Here is a 19696-nt window from a genome sequence, read left to right on the forward strand (position 1 = left end):
ACCCGGCCCGTCATGAGTGCGGACGCTCGATGGACAGGCGGCCGGAGTCGCAGATGGTGAACAGGTGTGCCGTGGCGGGGGGCAGCTGCCCGCCCTCATGGTCGACGTGGCCGGCGTACGGCTGCTCCGGAACGAACTCCCTGGCGTCGACGGGCAGCATGACCAGCGCGGTCGTACCACCGGTGTCGGACGGGCGCAGCTGGACCCGGATGCCGTGGCGATGGGACAGAGCCCCGACCACGAACAGACCCATGCGGCGGGCGACCGACATGTCCAGGACCGGCGGCGCGGCGAGCAGTTCGTTGGCCTCGGCGAGGTCCTCGGCGAGGAGGCCGATGCCGGTGTCGTGGATCTCGATCAGCACACGGCCCTCGGGCAGTGCGTGACCGGTGACCTTGACCCTGGTCTGCGGCGAGGAGAAAGCCGTCGCGTTCTCCAGCAGCTCGGCGAGCAGGTGAACGAGGTCGGTGACCACACGGCCGGCGATCTCGACGCCGGGCACGTCGGCCAGCTCGACGCGCTCGTACTGCTCCACCTCGGACGCGGCCGCACGGAGCACGTCGACCACCGGGACCGGCCGGGTCCAGCTGCGGCCGGGCTCCTCACCGGCGAGCACGAGGAGGTTCTCGCAGTTGCGGCGCATCCGGGTGGCGAGGTGGTCCAGTCTGAACAACGACGACAGCCGGTCCGGGTCCGTCTCGGACTCCTCCAGGTCGGAGATCAGGGACAACTGGCCCATGACCAGGCCCTGGGAGCGACGCGAGAGGTTGATGAACATCGCGTTGACGTTGCTCCGCAGGAGGGCCTGGTCAACGGCCAGTTGTACGTATGCGCGGTGGACGGTGTCGAGTGCCTGGGCCGTCTGCCCGATGTCGTCCAGGCTGTGGATGCCGATGGGCCGCACCACGATGTCCACATCCTCCGGGTGCGCCTGGGACAGCTGCTTGGCCAGCTCGGGCAACCGGACCTCGGCCATCTGCTGCGCGGCCTCCTTCAACTGGCGCAACGCGGCCGATCTCCTGAGCACCGGAGGCCGGACCTTCGTGGCCCTGAGCGTTGCCTCCTGCAGCAACTCGTCGGCCTTGGTCTTGGCCTCCTCCAACTGGGTCGCGGCCTCCCGGGCGGCTGCCAGGCGTACCTGTTCGGCTTCCAGATGAACGCGCTCCAGGTCCGCCAGACGGTGCTCGGCCACCTCGGCGGCCTTGGCCAGACGCAGCCGCTCCTCCCTCGCCCGCCGCTCCAGCTCCGCTCGCTCGGCGGCCTCCTGCGCCACGACCAGTTCGGCTTCCAGCTCCTGGCAACGCGTCCGTGCGGCCTCCCGCTCCCGCTCCGCCTCCTGGAGCGCCCTCTCCAGACGAGCGACCTTGTCCCGCAGACGCGCGCACGCCCCCTCCAGCTCCTCCTTGCGCATCCGGTGCCGTTCCAGGTCCGCCCGTAACGCGCCCCGCTCCTGCTGCTCCGCCGCCGCCAGCTGAAGGAGCTGGGACTCCAGCGCCCACAACTGCTGCTTCTGCCCCTTCGCGGCCTTCCTCAGCTCCCGGATCTCCAACTGCGCCTCCTCCTCGCGCAGAACGGCGTCCTCCAGCCGGTCGCTGGCCATCTGCTCCCGGTACCGGGCCGGGTCCTCGGCCAGCAACGCCTCTCGATGCAGCCGGTACATCAGGCCCTGCAGCGCCTCACTGACCTCCTTGCCGTGAGCCTTGCAGGCCGACTTCATCAACCCGTCGAGAAAGTGCTTGTCCGGGATGCGCTCACCGCTCAGATAGCGCGAGACCGTGGAGACGCCGATGTGGTGATAGACCGCGAACTGCCGCTGCGACTTCCCCGAACCCTTCAGCAGGCGGCGCAACGCCTCGGCCAGCTCCCGCACTTCAGGACGCAGCTCTCCCGACAGCGGTTTGAAGCCCTCCGCATCGCCGAAGGCCGCATCACCGAAGGCCGCGTCATCGAAGGCCGCGTCATCGAAGGCCGCGTCATCGCGGTCATCGTCCCCCACCACCGTCTCCTCTCCCCGGATGCATCCGGGATCTATCCACCGGAAAACGACAGGCCACCTGGCCCACACGTCATGTCAACGACGACAACCGGTCTCGGTCAGTGCGTCCGAGCGGCCAATAGGCCTAATCGATGATGGAGTTGAAGAACGCGACGGCGGCCGCGAAGGCGGTCGCGCCCACCATCACCGACTTCGCTTCGCCGCCGGCGTCGGCACAGGCGGTCAGCACTCCCGCTCCCACGCCGACGAGAACACCCAGCAACAGAATCAGCGCCGAGCGCATGGTCAGCAGTGATCGGTTCACTTGAGTCCTCCTGGATACGGCGGCACTCCGTATCACGACGAACGAGAGCACCGGAGCCGGCGTACGGCCCTCTCAGTCTGCCGGGACGGGAGCGCGTTCCCGGCCGGGAACAGGGTGTTCCCATGCAGGTGGGAACACATATCGAGGGGCGCCCGGTGGCGGCACCGGGCGCCCCTCGGCCATGCGGCCGTCAGGCCGCCGTACAGGTTCGCGCGTCAAGACATCCGGCGCCCGCCGGTTCAGCTCCTGCGCCGCAGCAACCGCAAACCGAACAGGGCGGCCGCGCCCACGGCCACGACGACGGCGCCGACCTTGATGCTCCCGCTGTTGCCGGCACCGGTCCCGGCGGCGCCGTCGGAGGCGGAACTCCCGCTGCCGGAAGGCTTCTTGCTCGCCGCCCCGGCCGGCGCCTCCTGCGCCTCCACCGAACTGTCGGCCCCCTCGCTGCCGTACATCAGCCTGGTGCCGTCGGCGGAGTACGTGACGGACTCCCCCTGCCCCTGCAGGGGCACGTCGAGCCGCCCCGCCCGCTTGATCTTCCCGCCGTTCCAGTCGTAGTAGATGCCGCCGAAGTACCCCCGGACGGCGAGCTGTCGGCCGTTCGGCGAGAACGCGGCATCGGTGGCCCACAGGTCGACGGCGGCGACGGGCTCGAAGATGTTCGCGCCGGTGGTGGAGAGCTGCGCGGGCCCCTCGTAGAGATGCCCGCCGTTCTCCTTCTTGTCGATGATGTAGACCCGCCCGGTCTTGGGATGCACGACCATCGACTCGGCGTTCCTCGCCCCGTCGGAGTACTTCACGACGTACTGCGTGGCCCGGACCGTCTGGTCCTTGAGCACCTTCGGCTCGGGCAGCCGGTAGATCCAGACGTACGGCCACGTGCCGTCGAGGTTGTCACCGATGTCGCCGACGTAGATCTGGTTGTCCGGCCCGATGGAGATGGCCTCGACATCGCGCGGGGAGCCGATGCCGCGCAGGGTCAGCGTGGCGACGGTCTTCCCGGTCGCGCTGTCCACGGCGTAGATGTACGGCCCGTCGTCGCTGTCGTTGTGCGTCCAGTAGATGCCGGGGTGCAGGTGGGAGGCGGCCAGGCCGCTGGACTCGGCGATCCGGGGGTCCTTGATGGTGAACCCCTGATCACCGGTACTGTCACCGTCGGCGGCGGAGGCGGGCAGCGCGCAGGCACCCGCGAGCAGGACCCCGGCGAGCAGGGCGAACGGTCGGCGCATGACACCAAGCCTGCCATCCCCTCCGGGGGTTCAGGAGGCGTGGTAGGCCTCACACCCCACAGGCTGCCGTGATCGTCCATTATGAGCGGATGCTTAGGTTCATGCCCGTGGGCGACTCCATGACGATCGGGAGCGCGGGCGAGCACACGTGGCGTTACCGGCTGTGGCGTCACCTGTGCGAGTCGTACGGCGGACCGTTCACCTTCGTCGGCCCGCGCGAGGAGCTGTACGACAAGACGACCGAGGCACCGACGTCGTACGCGTACGCCGAACCCGGCTTCCCCCGCACCCACCTGGCCGGCTGGGGCGAGGGCTGGCTGCACATGGCTCCGCTGATCGGGGAGGCGGTACGGGAGCACCGGCCCGATGTGCTGCTGGTCTCCCTCGGCCTGATCGACCTGGGCTTCTACACGAACGCCGAGCAGACGGCGGAGAACGTACGGGCCTTCGTCGCGGGCGCCCGCGAAGCCCGCCCGCGCATCCGCATGGTCCTGCTCCCGGTGATCCCGAACATCCGCGCCCACGCGGACGCACCCTTCGCCGAGCAGGTGGACCGGTTCAACGTCCTGCTCGCCAAGGCGGTCGCCGACCTGGACGAGCCCCGGTCGCCGATCCTGCTGGCCTCGCCGCCGGAGTCGTACGACATCCACGCAGACACCTACGACGGGACGCATCCCAACGCGAGCGGGGAGCACCGGATCGCGGGGGCGTTCGCGGGGGCGATGTGGGAGGCCTGGGGAATCGGACAGGCGTACGCGGCCGGAACAGATTGACCTGATTCCGGCGTCTCCCGGTCACCGTGCGTATCGTTGAAATGCGCGGCTGCACCTGTCCGTGGGGCAGCCGGGGAGGAGCGCCACGATGACCGTCCTTGAAGACAGGATCGCGATGGCCGAGAGCGACAACACGCGCGAACTCGACGAGATGTTCGAGCGGCTCGAAAAGATGCCCGTCCCCGAGGGATACAAGGTCGAGATCGTCGAGGGGTTCGTCTACATGTCGCCGCAGCGGGACACCCACTGGGAGATCATCCTGGACATCGTCGAGCAGTTGCGACCCAAGTACCCCCGGAAGCGGTTGAAGTCCGACGTCCGGATCGACTACCCGGGTCACCTCAACGGCTTCGCCACGGACGTGACTGCGATGGTCGAGGGCGCCAAGAAGACGGAAGCCGGCCACTGGCGCTACGAGGACGTCGAGTTCGTCGCCGAGGTCATCTCCAAGGGCACCGCCGCGAACGACTACGGGCCCAAGAAGACCGCCTACGCCACAGCAGAGGTCCCCGTCTACCTCATCGCCGACCCCTACCAGGGCCGATGCTTCGTCTACACCGACCCCAAGGACGGCGACTACGAGAACCGGACACCGGTGGACTTCGGCACCGACATCGACCTGACCGGCACAGTGGTCGACCTCGTCCTCAAGACCGACGACTTCCCCCGCGACTGACACCCCGCCGTCACACTCAGGGCCCACTTCCCCCCACCTACGCAGTTCAGCGCACCGCCCCGCCCCAGCGTCACACTCCCCGGCGCCCAGCGGGGCTGCGTTCGTTCGGGGCACACTCACGACTTCGCGTCTGGCTAGACTCGCCGCCCATGCCAGAGCGCGACCTGGAGACAAACCGCCAGAAAAAGCATGGCCGTCCGCTGTGCGTCGACCCTGTCGACCGGCGCGCCAGGGGTGCGCGGGCCACGGCCGCCGTCGCAGGCTCTGCCGCCGGACCGGCACCCTCCAGTGGTCCGCGCGGCCTTGCCCGCGCCGGGCGAATACCGCGGACGGGAGGCGTCGGATCCGTCCCGGCCGGCCCGCAGCCGACCCTGCCTCATGTGACTAACGTCACTACACGCGTGGCCACCGGGACGGCCGCACGAGCCGGTCGGCGAGGCGGCGGCACCGCCGCTCCCGAGAGCCCCGCGTGTCGGCCGTCGCCTGGACCGAAGTGCCCACCACTCTGCGTCAGTTGTGGCGGCAGCGGTACCGGTGGTGCTACGGCACCCTGCAGGCGATGTGGAAGCACCGGCGGGCGCTCGGCGAAGTCGGTCCGGCCGGACGTTTCGCCCGCCGTGGGCTGACCTACCTCACCCTGTTCCAGGTCGTCCTGCCACTGATCGCGCCGATCGTCGACCTGTTCGCGCTGAACGGAACGTTCTTCCTCGATCCCGTGCAGTCGGTGGGCGTGTGGCTGGGCTTCCTCCTCCTCCAGCTGGCCTGCGCCGCTTACGCGCTGCGGTTGGACGGCGAACGCCTGCGGACGCTCTGGGCGATGCCCTTCCAGCTCTTCGTCTACCGGCAGTTGATGTACCTGGTCGTCATCCAGTCCGTCGTGGCCCTGCTGCTCGGCACCCGGCTCAAGTGGCACCGCATGCAGCGTTCGGGTACGGCCGCCGCCGAACAGCTCAGACAGCCCGTGGCCGCACGCCAGCTGGAGTCGAGGTGATCAGGAGTGGTGGAATCCATGAGTCACCGCAGGAGTGGCCGGCGGCTGCCTGCGGCAGGCCGCGTCATCGCGGGAGCGGTGTGGCAGCGCAGTGACCGTCCGTACGAGGCGGCCCCCGGACCGGCTCCGCGGCCGCAGCCGCACCCGCAGCCGGAAGCGAAGCCGGAGCCACGCCCTGCGAGCGCGGGGCACGCTTCCGGACCCGGGCCGTCCGGGCCCGCCGCAGCCGGCCCCGCCGGATCGCCCGCCTGCTGGCGTTCCTGCTCTGCGCGCTGGTCCTCACCGCGGCCGGCACCTACGCCTGGGCCGACGTCGAACTCGACCGGCACGTCGACCTCGGCAAGGTCGCGGACCGTCCGCCGCGGGGAAAGGGGACCACGTACCTCATCGTGGGCTCCGACAGCCGTGACGGCCTGTCCGAACAGGCCCAGCAGGATCTGCACGCCGGCGGGGGCGGCGGCGGCCGTACCGACTCGATGATCCTGCTGCACACCGGCGCGCACGGCACCACGATGGTCAGCCTGCCGCGCGACTCCTGGGTGACGATCCCCGCGTACCTCGACCCCGACACCGGCAAGCATCACCGGGCGGCGAAGAACAAGCTCAACGCGGCCTACTCCCTGGGCGGTCCCCGACTGCTCGTGCAGACCATCGAGTCGAACACCGGGCTGCACGTCGACCACTACGCGGAGATCGGCTTCGGGGGCTTCGTCGGCGTGGTGGACGCGGTGGGCGGCGTCGAGATGTGCGTGGACCGGAGCATCAAGGACGAGAAGTCCGGCCTGGACCTGAGCAAGGGCTGCCACAACCTGGACGGCGCCCGGGCGCTCGCGTTCGTCCGCCAACGGCATCAGGAGGCGCAGGGCGACCTGGGCCGCAGCTGGAACCAGCAGAAGTTCCTGGCCGCGCTCGCCCACAAGGCCGCCGAACCGGGCACGGCGCTCGATCCGCTGCGCGCCTATCCGCTGCTGAACGCCGCGCTGCACACGCTCGTCGTCGACAAGGGAACGGACCTGCAGACCCTCGTGTCACTGTTCCAGGCCATGCGGAGCGTCTCGGTCGGTACCGGCAGGCAGCTGGGCGTCCCCGTGTCCGACCGGGGCCTGCGCACGTCCGAAGGCAGCGCCATCCGCGGGGACGCGGCGAAGGCGCGGCGGCTGTTCGCCGAGCTGAGGGAGGACCGGCCAGTGTGACCGGAGTGACCGGCCCTGTGACTGGAGTGACGGGTGTGACAGATGTGACGCACCATCCGATCCCTGATGTGTAGGGACCGTAAGTAAATGATGTGCACCCAAGGAGGATTCGAATGCGACCGTTCACGCTCAACTACACCGCGGCCAAAGGGATTCCGGCCCAGCTGCCGCCGTACCGGTTCGACGCGTCGCTCCAGCTGAACCTGCTCCCCGACGGCCGCCCGGCCGTCAGCGACCCGGACCTCCTCCTGGCGGTCGGCACGACCACCTCGACCGCCGGGTCCGCGACACACTTCGACGACTGACGACCCGTCACCGTCACCACACCCACAGCCGAGATTCCGAATGGACGCCCCCGCAAGCCCATGACCGTACTGATCCTCACCTCCGAGGAGGACGTGACCGCCGACATGGTGGTGGCCAGGCTGCACCGGACGGGTACCCCCGTGATGCGGCTGGACCCCGCCGATCTGCCGGGGAAGGCCGTGCTGTCCGCCGACTACGCGCACGGCGACTTCGACGGCCACCTGTCGGTCAACGGGCACGTGCTCAGCATGAGGGGCCTGCGCTCGATATGGATGCGCCGGCCCGGGGAGCCGGGCGCACACGCGGCGCACCCCTCGCCGTGGCTGACCGCCGAGACCCGCCAGGCGCTGTACGGCATGCTGCACTGCGCCGCTGCCCGGTGGATGAACCATCCCCGCAGCGCCGACCAGGCCCGGCTGAAACCCTGGCAGTTGAGGGTCGCCCACCTCAGCGGCTTCGCCGTACCGCCGACCGTCTTCACCACCTCACCGCGCCTGGCACGGCAGTTCGCCGAGCAGCACGAGGACGTCGTGGTGAAGTCCGCCTCGGGGCCGCCGCGCGGTGATCCCGCGCTGGCCCTGCCCACGACCCTGATCGGGCCCGACGCGGACTTCTCCGGCGTCGCGGCCGGTCCGGCTCTGCTGCAACGGTACGTACCCAAGCGTGCCGACATCCGGCTGACCTGCGTCGGCACCCGGCTGTTCGCCGCCCGCAAGACGGCCGAGCCCGGCCAGGTCGACGGACGCTACGGCGACACCGAACACGCCTGGCGGGCGGTACCGGTGCCCGCGCGGATCGGCAGGTCGGTGCACGAGTACCTGCGCGTCGCCGAACTGGCCTACGCCGCCTTCGACTTCGCGGAGGACGAGGACGGCGTCTGGTGGTTCCTGGAGTGCAACCAGGGCGGCCAGTTCGGCTTCGTGGAGCTGGAGACCGGGCAGCCGATCTCGGAGGCGGTCGCCCTGTGGCTGTCCCGGCGCGCGGGGGATCGCCTTCCCGCGCAGCGCCCCGGGTGAGAGCCGCCTGCGGGTGGCCCGTTCGCAGGAAGGGACGGCCACCCCGCCCGGCAGCCCTTGCCTGGAGCGCACTCCAAGCCGTTGGCTAGGACACCATGAAGTACACGCAGCTAGGACGCACGGGACTCAAGGTCAGCCGACTCGTCCTCGGCACCATGAACTTCGGCCCGCAGACCGACGAAGCCGGCAGCCACGCGATCATGGACGCGGCGCTGGACGCGGGCATCAACTTCTTCGACACCGCCAACGTGTACGGCTGGGGCGAGAACAAGGGCCGTACCGAGGAGATCATCGGCAACTGGTTCGCCAAGGGCGGGGACCGGCGCGACAAGGTCGTGCTGGCCACCAAGGTGTACGGCAACATGGCCGCCGACGGCGACGCCTGGCCCAACCACGACAAGCTGTCCGCCCTCAACATCCGGCGGGCCGTGGACGCCAGCCTGAAGCGGCTGCAGACCGACCACATCGACGTCTACCAGTTCCACCACATCGACCGCCGGACCCCCTTCGAGGAGATCTGGCAGGCGATCGACGTACTCGTGCAGCAGGGCAAGATCCTGTACGTCGGCTCCTCCAACTTCCCCGGCTACAAGATCGCCCAGGCCAACGAGATCGCCGCCCGGCGCGGCGGCACCATCGGACTGGTCAGCGAGCAGTGCCTGTACAACCTCGCCGAGCGGCGCGCCGAGATGGAGGTCATCCCGGCGGCGCAGGAGTACGGCCTCGGGGTCATCCCGTGGTCGCCGCTGCACGGCGGTCTGCTCGGCGGTGTGATCAAGAAGGAGGTGCAGGGCGGACGCCGTGCCTCCGGCCGGGCCGCCGACTCGCTCGCCAACACCACCATCCGCGCGCAGATCCAGTCGTACGAGGACCTGCTCGACAAGCACGGTGTGGAGCCCGGCGAGGCCGCCCTGGCCTGGCTGCTCACCCGGCCCGGCGTGACCGGCCCGATCGTCGGCCCGCGCACGCCGCAGCAGCTGGAGTCGGCCCTGCGGGCCGTCGAGCTGGAGCTGAGCGAGGAACTGCTGGCGGGCCTGGACGAGGTCTTCCCGGGTCCGGGACCGTCCCCGGAGGCCTTCGCCTGGTAGCCGTGGCCGTACGCCGCAGCGGCGGTACGGCGAAGCGGCGGCGGTCTACTTCCCGACCGCCGCCGACACGGCAACCACCACGAACATCAGCACAAGCACACCGGCCATGATCCGGTTCCGGGTTTTCGGGTCCACGTACCCGAGCCTAACCGGCCCCGCCGAGCGCCCAGTGGGCGACCGTCTCGTAGCGGGGCTGCTCCCCGGGCACCCCGGACTTCGGCAGGTTGCTGCGCACCAGGGCCAGCTCGGACATGGTCCAGGTACGGCTGGTGAAGGTGTTCAGTGCCTGGACGTACGGCCGTACGTTCACCGAGTACCGGCTGCGCGCCACCGTCAGATGGGCCAGATAGCGACGGTGCTCCCCCATCGGCACCCCGGACTTCACCGCCGCCGCCTCCGTACGGTCGGCCAGCAACCGCAGGGCCGGCAGGTCTCCGTCCGCGCCCACCCACAGCACCTGCCCGCGCCCGAACTGCCCGCCGCCGCGCAGGGACAGCGGGAAGGGGGACGTACGGCGAGCCGCGCGGCCCAGGCGGGCCGACAGGTCCGGTACTACGGCGTCGTCGACCTCGCCGTAGAAGGCGAGCGTGAAGTGCCAGCCGGGTCGGTTGGTCCAGCGCAGGCCCTCCGCGCCAGGCAGCCTCTTCAACTTCGCGACCTCGGTGGCAAGCTCACGGATGACGTCCTCCGGGGGCAGCACGGCGGCGAAGAGTCTCATGACGTCACCCTCCCAGGGAACGGATCACCGGGCCAGGCGGCTGACCCGACGCCCTCGGACGGGCATGATCAGGTGCATGGAGAAGAACGGGAAGATCAGCATCAGAGCAGGCGGGCCTGACGACATCCCCGTGATCCTCGGCATGTTCGACAGTGCCGTGGAGTGGCTGGTGGCCCAGGGCCGCACCCAGCAGTGGGGCACGACACCCTGGTCGAAGAACCCGAGGGCGGTGGCCATGATCACCCGGTACGTCACCGAGGGCGCCCCGTACATCGCCGAGTACGACGGTGTCCCGGCGGCCACGCTCACCCTCACCGACGCGCCCGGCGAGTATCTGCGGCCCGCCGACGAGCCCGAGCGCTATATCCACACCTTCGCCTCGGACCGCCGCTTCAAGGGCCACGGCGTCGGTGCCGCCCTGCTCGCCCACGCGGCCGAGGAGACCCGCCGGGCCGGGGTCTCGCTGCTGCGGGTGGACTGCTACGCGGGCGACGACCGCAAGCTGGTCTCCTTCTACGAGCGCAACGGCTTCGTGCCGACCGAGTCCTTCAGCGTCACCATGCTCGACGCGGACGACTGGCCGGGGCAGGTGCTGGCCCGGAGGGTCCGGTAGGGACCCCCCCGGGGGCGGGGACCGCTCAGGCCGCCGTCGCCAGCTGCTCGCGCTCTCTCGGCACGAACCGCACCCGCGGGTGGCCGTGGTGCCAGCCCACGGCCAGGCGCAGACCGCCGATGCGGGCGAGGACCAGGCCGACGGTGGCGGCCGCGGCGGCGGAGATGACGCCGCCGAGGACGAAGCCGACGCGGGGGCCGCAGGTGTCGGTGATCCAGCCGACGACCGGCGCGCCCAGCGGCGTACCGCCCATGAACACCATCATGAACAGGGCCATCACCCGGCCGCGCATGGCCGGGTGAGTGCCCATCTGGACCGCGGTGTTCGCGGTGACGTTGACCGTCAGGCCGAAGACGCCTATCGGCACCATGAGCAGCGCGAAGAGCCAGTACGACGGGGCCAGCGCGGCCACGATCTCCAGCGTGCCGAAGGCCACCGCGGCGGCGATCAGGACGCGCAGCCGGGCCGTGCCGCGGCGGGCCGCCAGCAGGGCGCCGCCCAGCGAGCCGACGGCCATCAGCGTGTTGAAGAGGCTGTACGCTCCGGCGCCGGCGTGGAAGACGTCGTCGGCGTAGGCCGACAGCCACACCGGGAAGTTGAAGCCGAAGGTGCCGATGAAGCCGACGAGGACGATCGGCCAGATCAGCTCCGGGCGCTTCGCCACGTAGCGCAGGCCCTCGCGCAGCTGGCCCTTGCCTCTCGGCGCCCGCTCGACCACGTGCAGCTCACGGGCGCGCATCAGCAGCAGACCGGCGATGGGCGCGACGAAGGACAGGCCGTTGAAGAGGAACGCCCAGCCGGTGCCCACACCGGTGATCATCAGGCCGGCGACGGCCGGGCCGACCAGCCGGGCGGACTGGAAGTTCGCGGAGTTCAGGCTGACCGCGTTCTGCAGCTGCTCGGGGCCGACCATCTCGGAGACGAAGGACTGCCGGGCCGGGTTGTCGAGCACCGTGGCGAGGCCGACGGCGAAGGCGGCGACGTAGACGTGCCAGACCTGGACGTGCCCGGTGAGGGTGAGCGCGGCGAGCGCGAGACCCGTGACAGCCATGGCGGTCTGGGTGACGAGCAGCGTGGGGCGCTTGGGGAGGCGGTCGACCAGGACGCCGCCGTAGAGGCCGAACAGCAGCATCGGCAGGAACTGCAGGGCCGTCGTGATGCCGACGGCCGCGGAGGAACCGGTGAGGCTGAGCACGAGCCAGTCCTGGGCGATGCGCTGCATCCAGGTGCCCGTGTTGGAGACGACCTGGCCGATGAAGAAGAGGCGGTAGTTCCTGATCCTCAGCGAGCTGAACATCGAGGATCCACGGGGGCCAGGGGTAGTAGGAGTGGTCGGTGCGGGGGCGGAAGGTGCTCCGGATCCCGAACTCAAAAGGGTTCGCCTCCTTTTTTGACTGCTCGTTCGCCTACGGGGCGCGCCCCTCCGGCTCACTCACGGAGCGATACGTCCTTACAGATGTGCGAGCTTCTCCAGCACGGGGGCGGCGGCGCGCAGTTTGGCCCACTCGTCCTCGTCGAGGCCCTCGACCAGGCCGGCCAGGAACGCGTTGCGCTTGCGGCGGCTCTCCTCGAGCATCGCCTCGGCCTGCTCGGTCTGGCTGACGACCTTCTGGCGCCGGTCCTCGGGGTGCGGCTCCAGCCGGACCAGCCCCTTGGCTTCGAGCAGCGCGACGATGCGGGTCATCGACGGCGGCTGGACGTGCTCCTTGCGGGCCAGCTCGCCCGGCGTGGCCGAGCCGCAGCGGGCCAGGGTGCCGAGCACCGACATCTCGGTGGGGCTCAGCGACTCGTCGACCCGCTGGTGCTTGAGCCGACGGGACAGCCGCATCACGGCGGAGCGGAGAGCGTTCACGGCGGCAGCGTCGTCGCCATGGGTTAGGTCCGGCATGTTCTTTAGCGTAACTCATTACCCTCGCTAAAGACCACCGCAACACGCCCGAATACCCGTGACGCCCGCCACTGAACCCCGTCCGATCACTCATATGAGTGATCCGGTTCCGGAAAGTGACGCGAACGGCCGCCCGATGTGGCGACCCTCGTACGCATGGGGACCACTGTGCTCAGCCTGCGCATAGACGGGGAGCTGCTCGAAAGGCTCCGGCATCACGCGGCCAGAAGAGGAATGAGCGTGCAGGACTATGTGATCCGCACGCTCATCCGGGACGACTTCGACGAGCGGTTCCAGGCCGCCGTCGAGGAGACGGAGAAGTTCTACGGGGTCACCTGACCCCGGGTGATCAGGTCAGGCCCAGGGCCGGCATCAGGTAGTAGAAGAGGAAGACGGCCGAGACGACATACATCGGCACCGGGATGTCCTTCGCGCGGCCGGCCGCCAGGCGCAGCACCACGAAGCTGATGAAGCCCATGCCGATGCCGTTGGTGATCGAGTAGGTGAACGGCATCATCAGCATGGTCACGAAGGCCGGGATCGCGATCGTGTAGTCGGCCCAGTCGATCTCCTTGACGGAGTTCGACAGGATCAGGAAGCCCACCGCGATCAGGGCCGGCGTGGCCGCCTGGGCCGGGACCATCGTGGCGACCGGGGTGAGGAACAGAGCCACCGCGAAGAGGCCGCCCGTGACGACGTTCGCGAGACCCGTGCGCGCACCCTCGCCGACACCCGCCGTGGACTCCACGAACGCGGTGGTGGCCGAGGAGGAGCTGGCGCCGCCCGCGGAGACCGCGAGGCCGTCGATGAAGAGGACCTTGTTGATGCCCGGCATGTAGCCCTGGGCGTCGGTCAGCTTGGCTTCGTCGCTGACGCCCATGATCGTGCCCATGGCGTCGAAGAAGGACGACAGCAGGACCGTGAAGACGAAGAGGGTCCCGGTCAGCACGCCGACCTTGGAGAAGCCGCCGAACAGGCTGAACTGGCCGATCAGGCCGAAGTCGGGGGTGGACACCGGGTTGCCCGGCCACTTCGGGACCGTCAGCCCCCAGGTCGTCACATGGGCGACCGAGTTGATGATCAGCGCGAGGACGGTCATGCCGACGATGGAGATCAGGATCGCGCCCGGCACCTTGCGCACGATGAGGGCGAAGGTGAGCAGCGCGCCCAGGATGAAGACCAGCACCGGCCAGCCGTTGAGGTGACCGTTGCTGCCGAGCTGGAGCGGCACGGTGGTCTGGGCGGCGTCCGGGATACGGGTGACGAAACCGGCGTCGACCAGGCCGATCAGCATGATGAACAGGCCGATACCGATGGAGATCGCCTTGCGCAGGCCGAACGGCACCGCGTTCATCACGCGCTCGCGCAGACCCGTGGCGACCAGCAGCATGACCACGAAACCGGCCAGCACGACCATGCCCATGGCATCCGGCCAGGACATCCGCGGCGCCAGCTGGAGCGCGACGACCGAGTTCACGCCGAGACCGGCGGCGAGCGCGATCGGGACGTTGCCGATGACACCCATGAGGAGGGTGGAGAACGCCGCCGTGAGGGCCGTTGCCGTGACCAGCTGGCCGTTGTTCAGGTGGTGCCCGTACATGTCCTTCGCGCTGCCGAGGATGATCGGGTTCAGCACGATGATGTACGCCATCGCGAAGAAGGTGGCGAGACCGCCGCGGATCTCGCGGGCGACGGAGCTGCCGCGCTCGGAGATGCGGAAGTAGCGGTCGAGGGCGCCGAAGGCGGGGGTGCCACCCGGCTGTTCGGGGGCGGGGACCTTGGCGGGTGCCGAGGTGGACATGCGGGACCTCATCACCTACGGGGTTCCCCCGAGCCCCATTGGAGTTTCATACGAGCAGAAATGGACAAAGACAAACGGTTTCAGTATGAACGTATGAGTCTCACATCGCCATCTCCGCGCGTAGACAGTTCAGCCTCGGCATCGCCTCGTAAGCTGTGCCCCATGACCAAGTGGACCCCCAAGCACGAGGCGCCGGAGCCCCTGGAGGGCCCCGTGGTCGCCACCATCACCGGCGGCACGATCGTGTGGTTCGTCCTCTTCCTGGTCCAGCTCCCCTTCTACCGCTGGTTCGCCGACCACGACCACACCTGGTGGCTGTGGACCTGCCTGACCGGCGGCGGGCTGGGCCTGATCGGCATCTGGTACGTCCGCAGGCGCGACGCGGCCATCAAGCGGGACGCGGCGCTGAAGGCGGCGGCCGCGGCGGAGTAGCCGGCGGCCCGGCTCTACGACCTGCGCACGACTCGGGTCCTCCCCAGGTCGGAACTTCCCCCCACTCGGCAGGTGAAGGCGCAAAAGCGCACGTACCGTCGAATGCATGACCCATACCGACGCGGGCGCCGAACTCGACCCCGTGCACCCGGTGTCCCCGCCGGGCGCACCCTCGGCCGGTCTGACCGGCGCCCAGGTCGCGGAGCGCGTCGCGCGCGGGCAGGTCAACGACGTGCCGGTGCGCAGCAGCCGCTCCCTGGGCGAGATCGTCCGGGCGAACGTCTTCACCCGGTTCAACGCGATCATCGGCGTGCTGTGGCTGATCATGCTGTTCGTCGCGCCGATCCAGGACAGCCTCTTCGGCTTCGTCATCCTCGCCAACACCGGGATCGGCATCGTCCAGGAGTGGCGGGCCAAGCAGACCCTGGACTCGCTCGCCGTGATCGGCGAGGCCCGGCCGACCGTGCGCCGCGACGGGACCGCCGTCGAGGTGGCCACGAACGAGATCGTCCTGGACGACCTCATGGAGATAGGTCCGGGCGACAAGATCGTCGTGGACGGGGTGTGCGCGGAGGCCGACGGTCTCGAGATCGACGAGTCGCTGCTCACCGGTGAGGCCGACCCGGTCGTCAAACACCCCGGCGACCGGGTGATGTCCGGCAGTTTCGTGGTCGCGGGCGGCGGCGCCTTCACGGCGACCAAGGTGGGCCGGGAGGCGTACGCGGCCCAGCTCGCCGAGGAGGCCTCCCGCTTCACCCTCGTCCACTCCGAGCTGCGCTCCGGCATCTCCACGATCCTCAAGTACGTGACGTGGATGATGATCCCGGCCGCGATCGGGCTCGTCGTCACCCAGCTGGTCGTCAAGAACAACGGCCTGAAGGACGCGGTCGCCCGCACGGTCGGCGGCATCGTCCCGATGGTCCCGGAGGGGCTGGTGCTGCTCACCTCCGTGGCCTTCGCCATCGGGGTCATCCGGCTGGGCCGGAAACAGTGCCTGGTGCAGGAGCTGCCCGCCATCGAGGGCCTCGCCCGCGTCGACACCGTCTGCCTGGACAAGACCGGCACCCTCACCGAGGGCGGCATGGACGTCACCGAGCTGAGGGCCCTCGACGGCTACGACGAGACGTACGTACGCAAGGTCCTCGGCGCCCTCGGCGAGTCCGACCCGCGCCCCAACGCCTCCCTCCAGGCGATCATCGACGCCTACCCGGACAGCGAGGAGTGGCGCTGCATCGAGTCGCTCCCGTTCTCCTCCGCCCGCAAGTACAGCGGCGCCGCCTTCAGCGAGGGCGACGGCGAGGCCAGTACCTGGCTGCTGGGCGCCCCCGACGTGCTGCTCGCCCCGGGCGACCCGGCCCTGGCCGAGACCGAGCGCCTCAACGAGCAGGGCCTGCGGATCCTGCTGCTCGCCCGCGCCACCCGCGACCTGGACGACCCCGAGCCGGCCCGGGGCGCCCGCCCCACCGCCCTCGTGGTGCTGGAGCAGCGGCTGCGGCCCGACGCCGCCGACACCCTGCGCTACTTCGCGGAACAGAAGGTCCGCGCCAAGGTCATCTCCGGCGACAACGCGGTGTCGGTCGGCGCGGTCGCCGCCAAGCTGGGCCTGTCCGGGTCGGCGGTGGACGCCCGCCGGATGCCGCCCGACCCGCAGGGCATGGCGCGGGCGCTGGACGAGGGCACCGTGTTCGGCCGGGTCACCCCGCAGCAGAAGCGGGACATGGTCGGCGCGCTCCAGTCGCACGGGCACACGGTCGCGATGACCGGCGACGGCGTGAACGACGTGCTCGCGCTCAAGGACGCCGACATCGGCGTCTCGATGGGCTCGGGTTCGGAGGCGACCCGGGCGGTCGCGCAGATCGTCCTGCTGAACAACAGCTTCTCGACGCTGCCGTCGGTGGTCGCCGAGGGCCGTCGCGTCATCGGCAACATCACCCGCGTGGCGACCCTGTTCCTGGTCAAGACGGTCTACTCGGTGCTGCTCGCGGTGCTGGTGGTGCTCTGGCAGGTCGAGTACCCCTTCCTGCCCCGCCATCTGACCCTGCTCTCCACCCTCACCATCGGCATCCCGGCCTTCTTCCTGGCCCTGGCCCCCAACAAGGAACGGGCCCGCCCCCACTTCGTCCGCATGGTCATGCGCTACTCGATCCCGGGCGGGGTGCTGGCCGGAGCGGCGACCTTCGTGACGTATCTGATCGCCCGCCACTACTACACCGGCCCGGGCGCCCTGGACGCGGAGACCAGCGCGGCGACCCTGACCCTGTTCCTGATCTCCATGTGGGTGCTGGCGATCATCGCCCGCCCCTACACCTGGTGGCGTGTCGCCCTGGTGGCGTCGATGGGCGTGGCGTTCCTGTTCGTCCTCGTCGTCCCGGCCCTGCAGAGCTTCTTCGCCCTGAAGCTGGTGGGCGTGGCGATGCCGTGGACGGCTGTCGCGGTGGCGGTGGTGGCGGCGGCCGCCCTGGAGTTCCTGTGGAAGTGGGTCGACCGCCGCTTTCCGGTGTGAGCGTCAGACCGTGGGCCACATGCTCTTGCCGGGGGCCAGCCCGCCCTTGCCGTTGCCGGCGAACCAGCTCAGCTGGCCGTTGACCTCCATGTAGGCGATGTCGTCCTTGCCGTCGCCGTTGAAGTCGCCGGCCAGCAGGGGACGGAAGCTCGTCCAGTCCTTGCCGGACCACATCGAGCGGGCCTTGTCGAAGGTGCCGTCGGCCTTGGCCGGGTAGAGGCTCAGGGACCCGTCCGCGGCGGCAGCGGCGATGTCGTCGCGGCCGTCGCCGGTGAAGTCACCAGTCGCGATGTGCTCCTTCTTCCAGGTCTTGTCCGGCCACATCGACTTCTTCTGGTTGACCAGGTTGCCGTCGGCGTCCCTCTTGTAGGTGTAGAGGGAGCCGTCGGCCCACTGGAAGATCGGGGTGTCGCGGCCCGGGGTGGCGCTGTGCAGGACTGCGGCCGGCAACGGCTCCTTCCAGGCGGCGTCCGTCCAGAGCTTCTTCCTGGTCCAGTGGGACAGCGGCAGAACCTTCTGCCCCATGAACAGGTCACCGCTCTCCCAGACGGTGATCACCTCGGGTCCCGGCGTCGGTTCGAAGTCACCCGCGAGGATCACATGTGTTCCCGGGCGGCCGAGCGCGCTCAGGTAGGTGCCGAACTCCAGGGTGCCGTCGGGGCGGCTGTAGAAGACCTGGAGCGAGCCGTCCGCCATCATCGCCGCGATGTCCGTGCGGCCGTCGCCGTTGAAGTCCGCGGTCGACATGGCGTCCTGGACGGCCTTCTGACGGGTGATCATGCGTACGCGCTGCACCCAGTCCGCGATGTCGTCCACGCGGGTGGCGACGGCCCCGGTACGGGTCTCGTCGGAGTTGAGGCAGCCGCCGCCCCAGGACGCGGTGACCACGGCGGTCAGGTTGCCGCGGGCGTTGAGCACCGGGCCGCCGGCGTCTCCGGCGCACAGGGCGCCGCCTGAGGTGGGCGAGATCGCCAGCGTCGTGGCGGCGACGGAGTCCACGCCGAACGCACCGGTGTGCGCCTTGCCCGGAGCCCACTCGGTCTTGGTGCGGCCGTAGCCGACGGCCCGGAGCTGGTCGCCCTGGGCGGGTGCCGTCGAGTCGAGCTTGGCCGCGGCGATGTCCGGGAACGGACCGTCCAGCGGGTTCTCGACGCTCGGGTCGTCGATGCGCGCCATGACCAGGTCGCGGTCGGGGTGCGGGACCAGTTGCAGCACCGTCAGCTTCTCCGGCGCCGTGGCGGGCCGGTTGCCGTCGGCGGTGACGACGGTCGGGAACTGCGGCTTGCCCGCCGGGATCTTCGTGGCGTGCTGGGGGTCGGCCGCGAAGCAGCTGGCCGAGGTGAGCACCCACTGGGGGTCGACCAGGGTGCCGGAGCAGGCGCGTTCGTTGTCCTTGCCGAAGGCGATGTGCAGCTTCACGGTGAACTGGTCGGCGTCGGTGGCGACCTGGTCGCCGACGACGGACTGCGCCGGCGCCGCGCCCATGAGTCCGGCCGCGAGACCGGCCGCCAGGACCCCGGCGGTCCACGCCGTGCGCTTCCCGCGCGAACGGGGGTGTGTCACGTTTCCTCGCATCACAAGACGTGCTCTGCTGACGCAGAGGCCATTCGGGTCCGTGCGGGGTGTCGCGCACGGACGGGGAGGTAGGCGGATCAGCCGGTCACGCGGAGTTCGACGAGCACCGACCGGGCGCCGCCGACGGTGCCCTCACCGACGGACTCGAAGCCGCCCTGGGGCACGTTGACCGTCGTGGTCCTGCCGTCGGCGGTGAGGTCTGCGCTGACCGGATGGTCGGCGGCCTCCACCGCGAAGACACGCGGGAGTTCGAGCGTGAGGCGGCCGGTCTTGGCCGTGGCCCGGAAGCAGTACGTGCCCTGACGGCCGACGGAGTCGTCCTTGACGGTGAGCACGCGGATCTGCTGGGCGGCCTGGTCGCAGTCGGCGAGCAGGATGTGGCCGTCGCCCTTCTTCAGCTTGATCCCCTTCTCGGCCAGGATGCGGTCGGCTCCGGGATACCCGTAGTCCTCGACCGCGACGGGCGGCGCCGAGGGGGACGGAGCGGGGGGCGGGTCGTCGGCCGAGGCCACGGAAACGCCCGCGAGTGTGGCGACCCCGGCCACGAATACGGACACCGCTATTTTTCGGGCATGGAAAGGCACTGAGGAGTCC

At 69.9% G+C, this 19696-nt stretch carries 19 protein-coding genes and 1 pseudogene; 11 read left to right on the forward strand and 9 right to left on the reverse strand.

Going from position 1 to position 19696, the window contains the following annotated elements; genetic code table 11:
* Positions 1 to 10: 10 nt before the first annotated feature.
* The 3 genes from ACFY3C_RS36285 to ACFY3C_RS36295 all read right to left on the reverse strand — a co-directional run bounded on the left by ACFY3C_RS36285 (position 11) and on the right by ACFY3C_RS36295 (position 3529).
* Entirely contained in the window at positions 11 to 1996 is a 1986-nt protein-coding gene (locus ACFY3C_RS36285) for an ATP-binding protein (RefSeq protein ID WP_390773850.1), read from the reverse strand.
* 124 nt (positions 1997 to 2120) lie between these two features.
* Positions 2121 to 2300: a hypothetical protein gene (locus tag ACFY3C_RS36290; RefSeq protein WP_386573570.1), complete on the reverse strand. Its 180-nt coding sequence runs from the start codon at positions 2298 to 2300 to the stop codon at positions 2121 to 2123.
* Positions 2301 to 2539: 239 nt separating this feature from the next.
* Positions 2540 to 3529, reverse strand: coding sequence for a WD40 repeat domain-containing protein (locus ACFY3C_RS36295; protein WP_390773851.1), 990 nt, complete (start codon positions 3527 to 3529; stop codon positions 2540 to 2542).
* Between the two features lie 89 nt (positions 3530 to 3618).
* Here ACFY3C_RS36295 and ACFY3C_RS36300 point away from each other — a divergent pair, with 89 nt between their 5' ends.
* The 7 genes and pseudogenes from ACFY3C_RS36300 to ACFY3C_RS36330 all read left to right on the forward strand — a co-directional run bounded on the left by ACFY3C_RS36300 (position 3619) and on the right by ACFY3C_RS36330 (position 9572).
* Positions 3619 to 4302, forward strand: coding sequence for an SGNH/GDSL hydrolase family protein (locus tag ACFY3C_RS36300; protein ID WP_386573572.1), 684 nt, complete (start codon positions 3619 to 3621; stop codon positions 4300 to 4302).
* A gap of 88 nt (positions 4303 to 4390) precedes the next feature.
* Positions 4391 to 4978: a Uma2 family endonuclease gene (locus ACFY3C_RS36305; RefSeq protein ID WP_390773852.1), complete on the forward strand. Its 588-nt coding sequence runs from the start codon at positions 4391 to 4393 to the stop codon at positions 4976 to 4978.
* A gap of 472 nt (positions 4979 to 5450) precedes the next feature.
* A pseudogene (locus ACFY3C_RS36310) lies at positions 5451 to 5969 on the forward strand (glycosyltransferase); the annotation flags it as partial.
* 389 nt (positions 5970 to 6358) lie between these two features.
* Positions 6359 to 7162: an LCP family protein gene (locus tag ACFY3C_RS36315; RefSeq protein ID WP_390773853.1), complete on the forward strand. Its 804-nt coding sequence runs from the start codon at positions 6359 to 6361 to the stop codon at positions 7160 to 7162.
* A gap of 113 nt (positions 7163 to 7275) precedes the next feature.
* Entirely contained in the window at positions 7276 to 7467 is a 192-nt protein-coding gene (gene tgmA / locus ACFY3C_RS36320; protein WP_386573575.1) for a putative ATP-grasp-modified RiPP, read from the forward strand.
* A gap of 60 nt (positions 7468 to 7527) precedes the next feature.
* A complete protein-coding gene (gene tgmB, locus ACFY3C_RS36325) occupies positions 7528 to 8484 on the forward strand; it encodes an ATP-grasp ribosomal peptide maturase (protein WP_390773854.1) in 957 nt (318 codons plus the stop codon).
* A 95-nt stretch (positions 8485 to 8579) separates the two neighbouring features.
* Entirely contained in the window at positions 8580 to 9572 is a 993-nt protein-coding gene (locus tag ACFY3C_RS36330; protein ID WP_390773855.1) for an aldo/keto reductase, read from the forward strand.
* 145 nt (positions 9573 to 9717) lie between these two features.
* On the opposite strand, the gene thpR is transcribed toward ACFY3C_RS36330, so the two are convergent.
* Positions 9718 to 10290, reverse strand: coding sequence for an RNA 2',3'-cyclic phosphodiesterase (gene thpR / locus ACFY3C_RS36335; protein WP_390773856.1), 573 nt, complete (start codon positions 10288 to 10290; stop codon positions 9718 to 9720).
* A gap of 76 nt (positions 10291 to 10366) precedes the next feature.
* Here thpR and ACFY3C_RS36340 point away from each other — a divergent pair, with 76 nt between their 5' ends.
* A complete protein-coding gene (locus tag ACFY3C_RS36340) occupies positions 10367 to 10903 on the forward strand; it encodes a GNAT family N-acetyltransferase (protein WP_386573582.1) in 537 nt (178 codons plus the stop codon).
* 25 nt (positions 10904 to 10928) lie between these two features.
* Here the strand turns inward: ACFY3C_RS36340 and ACFY3C_RS36345 are convergent, their stop codons facing one another.
* Both ACFY3C_RS36345 and ACFY3C_RS36350 read right to left on the reverse strand, forming a co-directional pair.
* Positions 10929 to 12200, reverse strand: a complete 1272-nt coding sequence (locus ACFY3C_RS36345) for an MFS transporter (RefSeq protein ID WP_390773857.1) — start codon at positions 12198 to 12200, stop codon at positions 10929 to 10931.
* Positions 12201 to 12353: 153 nt separating this feature from the next.
* Positions 12354 to 12791 (reverse strand): MarR family winged helix-turn-helix transcriptional regulator, encoded by a 438-nt coding sequence (locus tag ACFY3C_RS36350; RefSeq protein ID WP_386573586.1) that lies wholly within the window; start codon positions 12789 to 12791, stop codon positions 12354 to 12356.
* A 156-nt stretch (positions 12792 to 12947) separates the two neighbouring features.
* Here ACFY3C_RS36350 and ACFY3C_RS36355 point away from each other — a divergent pair, with 156 nt between their 5' ends.
* A complete protein-coding gene (locus ACFY3C_RS36355) occupies positions 12948 to 13130 on the forward strand; it encodes a ribbon-helix-helix protein, CopG family (RefSeq protein WP_386573587.1) in 183 nt (60 codons plus the stop codon).
* Between the two features lie 10 nt (positions 13131 to 13140).
* Here the strand turns inward: ACFY3C_RS36355 and ACFY3C_RS36360 are convergent, their stop codons facing one another.
* Positions 13141 to 14592: an NCS2 family permease gene (locus ACFY3C_RS36360; RefSeq protein WP_386573588.1), complete on the reverse strand. Its 1452-nt coding sequence runs from the start codon at positions 14590 to 14592 to the stop codon at positions 13141 to 13143.
* Between the two features lie 162 nt (positions 14593 to 14754).
* On the opposite strand from ACFY3C_RS36360, the gene ACFY3C_RS36365 reads away from it, so the two are divergent.
* Both ACFY3C_RS36365 and ACFY3C_RS36370 read left to right on the forward strand, forming a co-directional pair.
* A complete protein-coding gene (locus tag ACFY3C_RS36365; RefSeq protein ID WP_386573589.1) occupies positions 14755 to 15024 on the forward strand; it encodes a DUF2530 domain-containing protein in 270 nt (89 codons plus the stop codon).
* Between the two features lie 106 nt (positions 15025 to 15130).
* Positions 15131 to 17527: an HAD-IC family P-type ATPase gene (locus ACFY3C_RS36370; protein ID WP_390773858.1), complete on the forward strand. Its 2397-nt coding sequence runs from the start codon at positions 15131 to 15133 to the stop codon at positions 17525 to 17527.
* A 3-nt stretch (positions 17528 to 17530) separates the two neighbouring features.
* Here ACFY3C_RS36370 and ACFY3C_RS36375 read toward each other — a convergent pair whose 3' ends face one another.
* On the reverse strand, positions 17531 to 19090 hold the full coding sequence (locus tag ACFY3C_RS36375; RefSeq protein ID WP_390773859.1) for an FG-GAP-like repeat-containing protein: 1560 nt from the start codon (positions 19088 to 19090) through the stop codon (positions 17531 to 17533).
* A gap of 89 nt (positions 19091 to 19179) precedes the next feature.
* Complete coding sequence (locus tag ACFY3C_RS36380) at positions 19180 to 19659, reverse strand: hypothetical protein (protein ID WP_386573592.1); 480 nt, start codon at positions 19657 to 19659, stop codon at positions 19180 to 19182.
* Between the last annotated feature and the right edge of the window lie 37 nt (positions 19660 to 19696).

It is taken from the genome of Streptomyces sp. NPDC001410, from assembly GCF_042895235.1.
GTDB lineage: Bacteria > Actinomycetota > Actinomycetes > Streptomycetales > Streptomycetaceae > Streptomyces.

Excerpts from the sequence above, each read along its gene's own strand:
- ACFY3C_RS36295 (WP_390773851.1), bottom strand. The coding sequence starts at position 3,529 with ATGCGCCGACCGTTCGCCCTGCTCGCCGGGGTCCTGCTCGCGGGTGCC.
- ACFY3C_RS36300 (WP_386573572.1), top strand. The coding sequence starts at position 3,619 with ATGCTTAGGTTCATGCCCGTGGGCGACTCCATGACGATCGGGAGCGCG.
- ACFY3C_RS36305 (WP_390773852.1), top strand. The coding sequence starts at position 4,391 with ATGACCGTCCTTGAAGACAGGATCGCGATGGCCGAGAGCGACAACACG.
- tgmA (WP_386573575.1), top strand. The coding sequence starts at position 7,276 with ATGCGACCGTTCACGCTCAACTACACCGCGGCCAAAGGGATTCCGGCC.
- tgmB (WP_390773854.1), top strand. The coding sequence starts at position 7,528 with ATGACCGTACTGATCCTCACCTCCGAGGAGGACGTGACCGCCGACATG.
- ACFY3C_RS36330 (WP_390773855.1), top strand. The coding sequence starts at position 8,580 with ATGAAGTACACGCAGCTAGGACGCACGGGACTCAAGGTCAGCCGACTC.
- thpR (WP_390773856.1), bottom strand. The coding sequence starts at position 10,290 with ATGAGACTCTTCGCCGCCGTGCTGCCCCCGGAGGACGTCATCCGTGAG.
- ACFY3C_RS36340 (WP_386573582.1), top strand. The coding sequence starts at position 10,367 with ATGGAGAAGAACGGGAAGATCAGCATCAGAGCAGGCGGGCCTGACGAC.
- ACFY3C_RS36345 (WP_390773857.1), bottom strand. The coding sequence starts at position 12,200 with ATGTTCAGCTCGCTGAGGATCAGGAACTACCGCCTCTTCTTCATCGGC.
- ACFY3C_RS36350 (WP_386573586.1), bottom strand. The coding sequence starts at position 12,791 with ATGCCGGACCTAACCCATGGCGACGACGCTGCCGCCGTGAACGCTCTC.
- ACFY3C_RS36355 (WP_386573587.1), top strand. The coding sequence starts at position 12,948 with ATGGGGACCACTGTGCTCAGCCTGCGCATAGACGGGGAGCTGCTCGAA.
- ACFY3C_RS36360 (WP_386573588.1), bottom strand. The coding sequence starts at position 14,592 with ATGTCCACCTCGGCACCCGCCAAGGTCCCCGCCCCCGAACAGCCGGGT.
- ACFY3C_RS36365 (WP_386573589.1), top strand. The coding sequence starts at position 14,755 with ATGACCAAGTGGACCCCCAAGCACGAGGCGCCGGAGCCCCTGGAGGGC.
- ACFY3C_RS36370 (WP_390773858.1), top strand. The coding sequence starts at position 15,131 with ATGACCCATACCGACGCGGGCGCCGAACTCGACCCCGTGCACCCGGTG.